The sequence below is a fragment of the Paenibacillus naphthalenovorans genome (genome assembly GCF_900099895.1).
Classification (GTDB): Bacteria; Bacillota; Bacilli; order Paenibacillales; family NBRC-103111; genus Paenibacillus_G; species Paenibacillus_G naphthalenovorans.
Map to the genome: position 1 here is coordinate 1 of NZ_FNDY01000061.1, position 9,478 is coordinate 9,478.

The 9,478-nt window shown below is 45.6% G+C and carries 11 protein-coding genes and 1 pseudogene; 10 read left to right on the forward strand and 2 right to left on the reverse strand.

The annotated features are described in order from the left end of the window. Window positions 1–87: 87 nt before the first annotated feature. Window positions 88–240 (forward strand): annotated as a pseudogene (locus tag BLT35_RS27740) (DUF6366 family protein); the annotation flags it as partial. A 139-nt stretch (window positions 241–379) separates the two neighbouring features. Here BLT35_RS27740 and BLT35_RS25630 read toward each other — a convergent pair. Further along, window positions 380–1,051: an HAD family hydrolase gene (locus BLT35_RS25630; protein ID WP_054820126.1), complete on the reverse strand. Its 672-nt coding sequence runs from the start codon at window positions 1,049–1,051 to the stop codon at window positions 380–382. A gap of 266 nt (window positions 1,052–1,317) precedes the next feature. Here BLT35_RS25630 and BLT35_RS25635 point away from each other — a divergent pair, with 266 nt between their 5' ends. After that, window positions 1,318–1,497, forward strand: coding sequence for a hypothetical protein (locus BLT35_RS25635; protein ID WP_217634757.1), 180 nt, complete (start codon window positions 1,318–1,320; stop codon window positions 1,495–1,497). Between the two features lie 70 nt (window positions 1,498–1,567). On the opposite strand, the gene BLT35_RS25640 is transcribed toward BLT35_RS25635, so the two are convergent. Beyond that, complete coding sequence (locus BLT35_RS25640; RefSeq protein WP_074730192.1) at window positions 1,568–2,269, reverse strand: transposase; 702 nt, start codon at window positions 2,267–2,269, stop codon at window positions 1,568–1,570. Between the two features lie 326 nt (window positions 2,270–2,595). On the opposite strand from BLT35_RS25640, the gene BLT35_RS25645 reads away from it, so the two are divergent. The 8 genes from BLT35_RS25645 to BLT35_RS25670 are packed head-to-tail and all read left to right on the forward strand — an operon-like array spanning window position 2,596 to window position 9,403. Beyond that, on the forward strand, window positions 2,596–3,780 hold the full coding sequence (locus BLT35_RS25645; protein ID WP_074730193.1) for an acyl-CoA dehydrogenase family protein: 1,185 nt from the start codon (window positions 2,596–2,598) through the stop codon (window positions 3,778–3,780). Window positions 3,781–3,835: 55 nt separating this feature from the next. Beyond that, a complete protein-coding gene (locus BLT35_RS25650; protein WP_062406621.1) occupies window positions 3,836–5,215 on the forward strand; it encodes an LLM class flavin-dependent oxidoreductase in 1,380 nt (459 codons plus the stop codon). A gap of 14 nt (window positions 5,216–5,229) precedes the next feature. Beyond that, entirely contained in the window at window positions 5,230–6,597 is a 1,368-nt protein-coding gene (locus BLT35_RS25655; protein ID WP_074730194.1) for an LLM class flavin-dependent oxidoreductase, read from the forward strand. Window positions 6,598–6,615: 18 nt separating this feature from the next. After that, on the forward strand, window positions 6,616–7,404 hold the full coding sequence (locus BLT35_RS25660; protein WP_309225065.1) for an acyl-CoA dehydrogenase family protein: 789 nt from the start codon (window positions 6,616–6,618) through the stop codon (window positions 7,402–7,404). Further along, a complete protein-coding gene (locus tag BLT35_RS28010) occupies window positions 7,397–7,771 on the forward strand; it encodes an acyl-CoA dehydrogenase family protein (protein WP_309225064.1) in 375 nt (124 codons plus the stop codon). Before BLT35_RS25660 ends, BLT35_RS28010 begins: the two co-directional genes overlap by 8 nt. Before the next feature lie 60 nt (window positions 7,772–7,831). Next, window positions 7,832–8,197 (forward strand): MetQ/NlpA family ABC transporter substrate-binding protein, encoded by a 366-nt coding sequence (locus BLT35_RS26360; RefSeq protein ID WP_083351432.1) that lies wholly within the window; start codon window positions 7,832–7,834, stop codon window positions 8,195–8,197. After that, complete coding sequence (locus tag BLT35_RS25665) at window positions 8,166–8,651, forward strand: MetQ/NlpA family ABC transporter substrate-binding protein (RefSeq protein ID WP_217634758.1); 486 nt, start codon at window positions 8,166–8,168, stop codon at window positions 8,649–8,651. The genes BLT35_RS26360 and BLT35_RS25665 overlap by 32 nt, the downstream gene beginning before the upstream one ends. Before the next feature lie 17 nt (window positions 8,652–8,668). Continuing rightward, window positions 8,669–9,403, forward strand: coding sequence for a methionine ABC transporter ATP-binding protein (locus BLT35_RS25670; RefSeq protein ID WP_074730195.1), 735 nt, complete (start codon window positions 8,669–8,671; stop codon window positions 9,401–9,403). The last annotated feature ends 75 nt before the right edge of the window (window positions 9,404–9,478 follow it).

Sequence of the window (9,478 nt, forward strand, 5' to 3'; positions counted from 1 at the left end):
CATCAACGAAAACCTCCGTCAAATTTAGCTATTAACTATTTCGACAGAGGCTTTGGAAATCCTTGTTAGTTAATTGGTCAGTCGTAGAAAAAAAATCCTGCTGGTGCGTTTAGTGATGGAGTAAATCGTGCTGAATTTGGAAATTTAGCTGATCTCGTTGGCGGTTTGGGATGGAAAGGCACCGGAATTTTAATTTTAATATTGCTTATAGGGTATGTAATTTATAAATTACTGTTTTAAAATGAGAGGGACGATGATACATTTTTCACCACTTGAACGAATAAGCGTATTCGAGTTTTTTTCGAATACGCTTATTCGTTTGCAGTACAACATTCTAGGAATCTACCGTCTTACCGTCGCTTCGGTTCGGTATGCGGACTTACGGTATAAACAAAGCCGGTATTTCATCAATCGTTTCGCAGATGGCGTCCGGGGCTTCAGCTCCAGCGGGAATGGGCTGAAAGCGCGCGTCTCCCTGCCGGACCCAGATCGCGCTCATGCCCAGACGCTTGGCGGGGATGATATCGTTATCGATCCGGTCGCCGATCATGACCGCCTGCTTCGGCCGGCACTGCGCTTGTTCCAGAGCCATGAGGAAAAAGCGGGGATCGGGCTTTTCCATGCCCGCCTCGGCCGATGCACAGCAAACGGAGATATAAGGAGAGAAGCCGTAGGTTTCCAGTCTTGCAGGCGTGCCGGGCCCCTGATTGGCAATGATGCCGATACGGTACTGTCGAGACAAGGACTGTAGGAGGGTCAAGGCCGACGGAAATGGGCGCTCCATATTTTTCCGGTACGTCATGCCCCGCTTGATTTGCGCCCGATGCTCTTCCGAGGGAACCCATGCCTCCATCACACTGCGCATCGGAAATGGGGCGAACTTCCGGTAAGCCTCCTGCAGAGCGGCTTGTACTTGATCGGGGCGAAATGTATAGCCCAAAAGAGCGGCTTGCTCGGTAAATTGACGGATACTTTCGGATATGGGTGCTGATTCGTCGATCAGCGTTTCCCCAAGATCGAAGAAGATCCATCGGATTTGATCTTTGTTCATAGTTAGGCCTCCTGTATTGTAACGGAGTATTGCATAAACTAGTTCGAGATGTCAAGCTTGAGGCCGGCTTAACTTGATTCCAAGGCGGCATTTCGATCAGTAATGCATTTTTCAGGTGACATCCATACCCTATATACGATGACAAGACACAAGCTATCTCGATCACTGACAAAGCTCCGTCAAACCGCGGCGTTCAACCCGCCAAGCCTCAACCGGACAAAGGGAAAGAGCTTGTGAAGCTGGACAAGATTACAGTCGATAATCTTATGAATGGACTGGATGGAGGTAAAGCATCGCTGTATGACAAAAAGACAGTATATGTAGTCAATATCGTTTCAGACAAGGATAAAAATGATTCCGAAATGGTAGGCGTCGTCGTCATTTTTTCCGCATTGTTCGGCGCTTTTTCCATTTTATTTTTTTATCATAAAGATCCGGTTCGATAAAAAAGAATAAAGTCAATGGTATGAAACTGCTCCAATATTACAAGACGGTATTAAAATTTTAGACAATCGATTAGTGGTAGCCGCCATAAATATCCATCCAGCCATATTGCATGCGGACCGCAGGGATATCCATTTCCAGGATTTCATTTGCAGAGCTTTGATTGGCGCGTTGGTTCAAATAGGCGTACAAGCTGTATTCCAGACTGCGTTTATCCTGGCCGGGCGCCGTGGTTGTCACGGAGATTTCAGGGGCCGTCTCCTGCATGTACCGTTGAATCGTTGAGCGGTTTGCATTCAAACCCTCCCGCTGAAGCGCCTTGGCGATCCGCCGGGAACCCCAATACGGGTAAAGGCTTTGCACCTCCGCCACTCTCTTCTTGATCAATTCCTTCCGGGGAACGGGCCGGTAATATAAGCTGGACCTGTTTAATCCGAGCAGCCGGGTTTGCGTACTTAGGGGCAGGGCATCCGGAGACCTGTCGATCAGTTCCGCTCTTTCCTTACGGGACAGGTGGGAGGCCAATGCTTTCTTCAGCCATTCAAGCTGGGCGGTTAATTTCTCTGCATCGGTCTGTTCATTGGTTTCGCAGCCGGCGTTATCCATGGATTTTTTCAATTGATCGCAAATGTCGCGTTTCCACCGGGCAATCTGTTCCGGACGGACGCCGAGCTCTGAAGCCAGCTCCTTTATGGTTTTGTCTTCCTGCCAAGCATTCCAAAGCAAACGAGTTTTTTCTTCCAAAGAAAAACGCTTGTTCATGTCTTTTTCCACCTGTTTCCCTCCTCGAATCCATTGTCCAAAACTTTGGGCCGGTCGCCAAAAGGTCGGTTTCTGCAAGAAACCGCCCGTTGGCTTGGAACAAATTTTACTAGGAACAGCATCCATTTTCAAGAAGTATCCCTACTTGACACATAGGATTAATTAATTTAGTATAATTTCAAAAAATGCCGACTAGACGACTAGAGGATTTCAATTCAAAGCATGGCTTGAATTGAAATCCTCTTTTTTAATGGAGAAATTTTTGCAATGCAGGCCATTGCGCGATGATCCATTGATGATGTCTATAAAAATAAAATATACGAGAAAGAGGGAGAACCATGAAAACGACTGTAGTCAAAGAACCGGATGTCTTCCTGCAAAAAGCAGCTTTACTTGCCAAAGAGTTTGCAAAAGATGCGCCAGAACGCGATCTAGCCGGTGGTACTGCTAAAGAACAGCGGGATGCGTTGCGAAAAAGCGGACTGCTAACCATTTTAATTCCTGCGGAATACGGCGGCGAAGGGCAGCCCTGGTCTCTGGTGCTCCGCATCGTTCGTGAATTGGCAAAAACCGATGCTTCGCTTGCTCACTTATACGGCTATCATTTTTTGCATTTAGTCACACCGCATTTTGCGGGCACGGCAAAACAAAAGGAGTTTTTTTATACGGAATCGGCGAAAAACAATTGGTTTTGGGGAAATTCGTTTAATCCCATCGAGCCTACTTTAATTGGAAAAAAAGAAGGCGACCGTTTTATTCTGAACGGCTACAACACATTTAGTACCGGCTCCCGGGATTCGGACCGTCTGTTAATTTTGTGGGAAAATCCCGAGGATGGAAAAGCGTATGCAGGGATGATTCCAACTGCCCGAAAAGGTGTAACGGTGAATAACGATTGGGATGGGATTGGTCAAAGGCAAACGGACAGCGGTTCCGTTTCCTTTGATAATGTAGTAGTGGAAGAGGAGGAAGTTTTAGATAAATCCGAATCCGAAGGTACTGCTTTCTTTACTTTGGATGCTATCCTTTCACAAATTATTTTGGCCAATGTTTTTGTAGGAAGTGCGGAAGGGGCATTGGAAGAAGCAAGGAATTATACCCTTTCCAAATCGCGCCCCTGGTACCTGACCGATTATAAACAGGCGATAGATGATCCGTTTATTCAACGTCGTTATGGCGATTTTTGGATTGATGTTCAAGCGGCCGTGCAGCTGGTAGAAAAAGCCGGTGAAAAAGTAGACGAAGCTTGGGCGAAAGACCGGTCGCTGACTGCGGAGGAACGGGGGGAAACGGTTCTGTTTACAGGTGCGGCCAATGCTTTTGGCACAAAGGTGGCGCTAAATGTGACAAGCAATATTTTTGAAGTCATGGGGGCGCGCTCCGCGACAAGAAAAAATAACTTCGATCGGTTCTGGCGAAATGTTCGTCTTCATTCTCTTCATAACCCGATTGAATATAAGCGAAAAAATATCGGGAAATGGCTGTTAACCGGGGAATATCCAATCCCGAGCGCTTATTCCTGATAAATATGGTCAAACTGCAGATCCATAGAATGAAAATAGCCGGGAGGAAATGGACATGACAAAAAAAAGAATATATTTGAACGCTTTTGATATGAATTGCGCAGGACATCAATCTCCGGGTCTATGGTCACATCCGAAGGACAAATCATCAACCTATAAAGATGCGGAATATTGGACCCATTTAGCCAAGGTTTTGGAAAGGGGACGATTTGACGCCATCTTTCTTGCCGATGTGTTAGGCACCTATGATGTTTACCGGGGGTCGCGTGACCCGGCGGTACGCCAGGGCGCACAGGTTCCCGTTAATGATCCGGCCTTTGTCGTGCCTATCATGGCCCAAGTGACAAAACATTTAGGTTTTGGACTTACGGCCTCCACAAGCTATGAGCATCCTTACATTTTTGCAAGGCGTATGTCTACGCTGGATCATCTGACCAAAGGGCGTATCGGCTGGAATATCGTTACTTCTTATTTGAACAGTGCTGCGGTTAATATTGGGCTGGATCAACAAATCAACCATGATGAACGCTATGAAATTGCTGATGAATATATGGAGGTTGTTTATAAACTTTGGGAAGGCAGCTGGGAGGACGATGCTGTCGTATTGGATAAAGAACAAAAGCTTTATACCGATCCCGGGAAAGTACACGATATTCGACATGAAGGAAAATATTATAAGGTGCCCGGAGCACACTTATGCGAACCTTCACCACAAAGGACACCGGTCATTTTTCAAGCGGGTGCTTCCAAAAGAGGCCGCCAATTTGCAGCTAAACATGCCGAACTTGTGTTTATTAGCGTTCCAACCGAACAAATCGGCAAAACATTTGTGCAGGCATTGCGTGAAGAGACCAAAAAGGCCGGCCGCAATCCGGAGGAAATCAAGATTCTTTCCTTATTTACCCCCATTGTTGGACGTACACAAGAAGAAGCGGAAGCGAAGTTCCGTGAGTATCAAAGCTATGTCAGTTATGAAGGCAGCCTGGCGTTATTCGGAGGGTGGACCGGTGTAGACTTTGCCGGATACGCCCCGGATGACAAAATTCAATATGTAAAAAATGATGCGATTCATTCTGCGATTGAAACATTTACGAAAATCGACCCAAACAAGCAATGGACCATAGGAGAGGTTGCCGACTTCGTAGGGGTCGGGGGAATGGGCCTGGTAGGCGTAGGCACACCGGAAAGAATTGCTGACATCATGGAACAATGGATAGATGAAACGGGAGTTGACGGCTTTAATATCGCTTATGCGGTAACGCCCGGTACATTTGAAGACTTTGTGGATCATGTGATTCCGGTCTTACAATCGCGGGGTCTTGTCCGTAAAGATTATGAGGAAGGTACTTTCCGGAAAAACTTATTCGGCTATGACCAATTACCGGACCACCACCCGGGACGCCAATATCGAAATCGTTTTTCCTTACAATTCTAGAAGGGAAATAACTCATGAAAAAGAAAATGCACTTGCTCCAGTATATGATGCCGCCTGTCACTCATCACAGCAGCGCAACGTGGAAACATCCGCGGAATATGACGATGACGAATGCTTTTCAATGGAATCGTCCGGAGATTTGGCAGGAGATTGCCCGCATCGCCGAAAGAGGCAAATTCGATGCCGTATTTTTTGCCGATACGGAAGGCATTTATTCCGAGTATGAGAACAGCTACAAAAGTGCCGTGCGCTACGCTTCGCAAGTGCCGTGCTATGAACCGTCGGTCTTGATGTCATTTATGGGTGCGGTCACCCAACATATTGGCCTGACCATGACGTTCTCGGTGGCGGGTTATCCGCCATACATTCTTGCGCGAAAACTGGCCACGCTGGATCACCTGTCACGCGGACGTGTCGGCTGGAATGTCGTCACCGCTTTTCATAAGAATGCATCCGAAAACCTTGGGTTGAATGTCGAACAATACCATTTATCCCACGATCAGCGCTATGATCGGGTGGATGAGTATATGGAGGTATGTTACAAGTTATGGGAAAGCTGGGAGCCGGATGCGATCGTGATGGATGCAGAAAATAACATCTTTGCCGATCCGGAAAAAGTGCATCCGATTCACCACGAAGGGAAATGGTTTAGGTGCAAAGGCCCGCTGAATATTGATCGTTCCCCGCAAGGGCGCCCCGTCATCCTTCAGGCGGGTCAATCGACACGCGGGACCAAGCACGCTGAGCTTATTTTTACCCTTCAGCCCGATCGCGAAGCCATGAAGGTTTATTATCATCGTTTAAAAGAAGAGGCAGTGAAAGTTGGGCGCGACCCGGATGATGTCAGGGTTTGTTTTGGATTGCAAGTGTTTGTTGGAGAGACGGAGGACATCGCCCGTGCCAAAGCCGCACTCCACAATGCTCTCGTTCCGGCCGAAGCGGGGGTAACGATCTTGTCCGGACACTTGGGCTACGATTTATCCAAACACGGTCTTGACGAATTCATTGCCGATTTAAAAGTGCCGGGGATTCAGGGAATGATTGACGCTTATAAACACAGCAGCTCTGCAAATGCAACCATTCGTGAGGCAGGGATGTTACACGGCCGAGGCGTCATGACTCCCCAGTTGGTTGGATCGCCGGAGCAAGTAGCCGATTGGATGGAAGAGACAATGAACGAAGTGGAAGGGGACGGCTTTCTCTTAAGCCCGGCCTATATGCCCGGTTCGTTGGAAGAGTTTGTGGAGCTGGTGGTGCCGATTTTACAAAAACACGGGTTGGCAAGGACGGAATATGTTGAAAACGGAACATTGAGGGACAATCTGAGGACGCTTAACGCCAAAAGTACGGAGCAGGTACGGTTTGCCAGAGAAATTTTATAAAAGGAGGCTTGCAGCCTTATGTCGGGAATTATTTCTGAAAATAAAAACAATGCCGCGTTGATACTCGATGAAGTACGTGAAAACATTCGTAAAATTGTGGAACAAGTGATCCGCCCCAATGCAGATCGTATTGATAGAAATAAAGAATTTCCAAGTGAAAATATTGCCGCTCTTGCGAAGGAGGGATTTAACGGCATTTTACTGCCGGAAAAATTGGGGGGATGGGGATTAAACTATTCGGCCTTTGGGATTGCTGTACAGGAAATTGCGAAGGCATGCCCCTCCACCGCATTAATCTACACCATGCATGTTGAGGCAGCCCGTACGATATACGCCCACGGAAATGAGGAGCAGTGGGAACGTTGGTTGAAACCTGTCCGCAGCGGAAAGTTCGGAACGACTTCGACCAGCGAAGGAGCGACCGGAGGCCATTACTGGTACAACCTGAGTGAAGCCGCAAGAAAGGATAACGGTTATATTATTAATTCACAAAAGTCTTTTACTACGAGCAGCGGATTTGCGGATTTTTATGTATTCCAGACGAAAACGCCAAATGCCAAATCGCCGGATGACATCACCTATTTTATCGTGGATGGCCATCAAGAAGGGATAGAACCCGGAGAATGGTCCGCAATGGGAGTGCGTGGAAATCACAGCTCTTCGCTTCGTCTTCGGGATGTTTATGTAGATGAAAAGGATCGTTTAGGCGAAGAAGGCGAGGGAAAGGAAATTGTTCAAAACGGTTATCGGGATTTTGGACGAAACACTCGCTTACGCCAAGCGGAAAGTCCATCAAGACGTGAATAAGGCATTAAGTGATTATCAAATTATTCGCAGTCAATTGGCAAAAGCGAAAATTTTAACGGCCGGCCTGCAGGCCTGGCAGAAAGATTTGGCTTTACAACTGGATGAATGGCTGGAAAGCGGAGAAAAATACGCTCCGGAAGAACTGAAAAGCAGTTTGCTTGAATTTAAAGTATTGGCTTCCGATGCAGCAAACGAGATTGCCCAAATTGGACTTGATGTAAGCGGAGGATTCGGCTACCGCGAAGGAACGCTGGAGAGGTTATACCGGGATGCCCGCGCAGGTATCGCCATGGGGCCGTCTAATCATATCGCGCGTGAAATGATCGGGAAAAAACTTGTAGGAATTACGGATGATCTATGGAACTAAAAGATGCACCATCCCGAAAAAAAGATTTACAAAAAATAACAGAAGTTTTTGGAGGAGAACATGAAAAGAATTTCGTTTTTTAGTTTAATCATTAGCTTGATGGTTCTGGTAAGCGGCTGCGGGCAGGCAGCCACTAATGCTGGTGAAGAAAAAGGGAATACATTAGTGATAGCAACGAATCCTTCGTTTAATGGTTTTCCGGAAATACTCGAATATATACAACCCAAGTTGAAAGAGCAAGGTATCGATTTAAAAATCCAATTTGTAAATGACATTATTCAGCCGAATGAACTCGTGAATGATAAAAGTGTGGATGCCAACGCTTTTCAGCATATTCCTTACATGGAATCCTACAACAAACAACACGGGACTCAATTGGTTGCAGCAATTTATTGTGTTGGCTTGGCCTTCCGGACTTTATTCTAACCGTTATAAAAACATAAACGATATTCCCGACGGGGCAACAATCAGTATACCGCAAGACCCTTCCAATAACGGAAGAGCGCTTGATTTCCTGGCACAACATGGATTCATCAAATTAAAAGAAGGGGTAGGATTATCGGCTACCAAAAAAGATATCATTGAAAACAAGAGAAATTTCAAAATTGTGGAACTGGATCAAGGGATGTCGGCCAAATCTCTGGATGATGTAGATCTGGCGTTTATATTAGGCGGTTATCAAACCGCTGTGGGGCTTCATTTAAAAGATGCGCTACTGGCGGAAGATTCGACATCTGAATTTATTGGCGTTATTACTACCAGAGCCGATAACCAAAATGACGAAAAAATTGAAAAATTAAAAACCGTCCTGCATTCACCGGATGTTAAAAAATTTATTGAGACAACATTTGAGGGGGATATTATTCCTGTATTTGAATAAAGGAGGTCGGTCATGAAATGATACAATTAAAAAACATAAAGAAAATATATAAAGTTAAAAAGGGCGTAACCTTTGAAGCGATTAAATCCGTATCGTTGAATGTAGAAAAAGGGGATATCTATGGGATTATCGGTTTCAGCGGGGCGGGAAAGTCGACTCTGCTCCGTACCATTAACCTTCTTGAAAAACCCGATGAAGGAGAGGTTCTCATCGAAGGAAAAAATATCATGACTTTAAAAAAGAAAGAATTGCGGCATACAAGGCAATCGATTTCCATGATATTTCAACATTTCAACCTGATTCATAATAAAACCGTTTATGACAACGTATCTTTCCCATTAGAAATTGCCGGAATACCAGGAGTTAAACGTAAAAATATAATCGAAGAATGCCTTTCCATTGTTCAATTGGAGGATAAAGCAGATCAATATCCATCCAGCTTAAGCGGAGGTCAGAAACAAAGAGTTGCCATTGCGAGGGCCTTGGCAACGAATCCCAAAATTTTATTGTGCGATGAGCCTACATCCGCTTTAGATCCCCAGACAACGGAAAGCATTCTGGCTTTTCTGAAGAAAATTAATCAGGAGCTAAATATAACCATGGTGATCGTTACGCATGAGATGGATGTAGTGAGAAAAATTTGCAATAAAGTAGCCGTAATGGAAAAAGGGAGCATTTTGGAGGAATTTACTTTATCCGATCAGCAATATGATCCAAAGTCTGAAATTGCTAAATTAGGGCTTGCTGAATAATCAAAAAATCCTTATGTCACAAGGGTTTAGAGGCACTTTTGTCGAATTCATCTGCAAAGAAAACACGGAGAATCG

Excerpts from the sequence above, each read along its gene's own strand:
- BLT35_RS25635 (WP_217634757.1), top strand. The coding sequence starts at position 1,318 with ATGAATGGACTGGATGGAGGTAAAGCATCGCTGTATGACAAAAAGACA.
- BLT35_RS25650 (WP_062406621.1), top strand. The coding sequence starts at position 3,836 with ATGACAAAAAAAAGAATATATTTGAACGCTTTTGATATGAATTGCGCA.
- BLT35_RS25660 (WP_309225065.1), top strand. The coding sequence starts at position 6,616 with ATGTCGGGAATTATTTCTGAAAATAAAAACAATGCCGCGTTGATACTC.
- BLT35_RS25645 (WP_074730193.1), top strand. The coding sequence starts at position 2,596 with ATGAAAACGACTGTAGTCAAAGAACCGGATGTCTTCCTGCAAAAAGCA.
- BLT35_RS25670 (WP_074730195.1), top strand. The coding sequence starts at position 8,669 with ATGATACAATTAAAAAACATAAAGAAAATATATAAAGTTAAAAAGGGC.
- BLT35_RS26360 (WP_083351432.1), top strand. The coding sequence starts at position 7,832 with ATGAAAAGAATTTCGTTTTTTAGTTTAATCATTAGCTTGATGGTTCTG.
- BLT35_RS25630 (WP_054820126.1), bottom strand. The coding sequence starts at position 1,051 with ATGAACAAAGATCAAATCCGATGGATCTTCTTCGATCTTGGGGAAACG.
- BLT35_RS25655 (WP_074730194.1), top strand. The coding sequence starts at position 5,230 with ATGAAAAAGAAAATGCACTTGCTCCAGTATATGATGCCGCCTGTCACT.